Raw genomic sequence first — 1,363 nt, 5'->3', positions numbered from 1 at the left:
GTAGGTCCAGTAGGAGAATGTGGGAGAATAATACGGTTAATATCTAAAAGTGAAAAGTTAATGAACATATCTTTGTTTTGATAATCTATCGAAATCACCTCACTAGCATGTTTAAAGAAATAGTAAAGTAATAATTTTTATAGGTATTTCATTTCTATATTATTAATGCAACTTATTTTGGAAACAGTAAATAGCTATCATGACTATAGGGTATTAATTTTTAACCTAAATTTTAATAAAACCTTTATTAAAGATAAAGAGCGCTTTTAAAGGCGCTCTGAGACAAGTTTCATGTTGAAAAAGGGAATTGAGGATATTATGTGCATACTGTTTTAGAATGTTGTAAATTTTTAATTAAAAATAAAAAGATCTTATAAAAATTTAAAATTTGTATTATTAGATAGTCACCATACAATAAAATATGCTTGTTTGATATAAATGTGTGTCAAATTTACCAAAATATATTTTGGCATGCATAAGAAAATTAAAATACTTTGTTAGCAAATACTAGCGGCTTCAGTGACAGATGGTAGAAAAAGTTTACGTGGTATTGTAATAATCTCAAGCGCTATTTGCGTGGAATATAGGAGTATTTGAGTTAAATCTAAAGCGAGTGTTAAAAGTATTATGAAGCTTGTAAGAATTACAAAACTACCCCAAAAGAAACTTTTTGAAGTGTTACGGAAATCTTTTATTAAGGAAAAGAAAGAAAAAAATGCAGTAACAATAAGAATGAAAAATTTATACTTATCAGACATTATGACCCTCCTAAATAACAGTAATTTATATTATACCGTATTTTTCAATATTATTATAAAAAGATTTTAAAGTGAATAATAGGAAAAAATAAGGCCATAACTCTTAAAACATTAGTTTTGATTTTATTTTTTAAGAAACGGTATGAAAGATTATAGGCTGGTGATACGAGATTAAATAAGGGGAATCTGCGTGCAGCAAGAGTCCCAAATCAGATTTCTACTAGAGAAAAGTAGTTAGTTGGAGTAGGTAGATTAATAAAAAACGGATGGATGTAGAAACTAAATATTTATGACATTAAGTACAAAGGTCAGGAAATATAGTTTGGTATTCTGAGAATAACCGGAGGTCCGTAGTTAAGGTTGCATAGTATTTATATTTTTTTTCTAATTTTTCAATTGTTGTTAAGTGATGAGAACCTAATCCACGCCGTACACTATGTTGAGAAAGGGTCGGTCCAATTTGCAATTTTCGTTTTTTCATTGCATCGTTCCATGGACTATAAAAAAATTTAAAAATAAAAGCAGGTTCCATGTAAATGCTATAAGGATAATGTGAACCATGTCTCCCGACTCTATAGTTCCCATCCGAATTATTGTGAATTAAT

At 28.5% G+C, this 1,363-nt stretch carries 1 protein-coding gene and 1 pseudogene; both read right to left on the bottom strand.

Annotation, left to right across the window (positions count from 1 at the left end; all coding sequences use genetic code 11):
- Positions 1 to 497: 497 nt before the first annotated feature.
- On the bottom strand, positions 498 to 758 hold the full coding sequence (locus MR170_RS30625) for a hypothetical protein (RefSeq protein WP_016081658.1): 261 nt from the start codon (positions 756 to 758) through the stop codon (positions 498 to 500).
- 295 nt (positions 759 to 1,053) lie between these two features.
- Positions 1,054 to 1,363, bottom strand: a pseudogene (locus MR170_RS30620) (glycosyltransferase family 2 protein); the annotation flags it as partial.

Origin of the sequence: Bacillus cereus group sp. BfR-BA-01524, from assembly GCF_022662595.1 — a bacterium.
GTDB lineage: Bacteria > Bacillota > Bacilli > Bacillales > Bacillaceae_G > Bacillus_A > Bacillus_A thuringiensis_S.
This window is presented reverse-complemented; position numbering and strand designations above follow the sequence as displayed.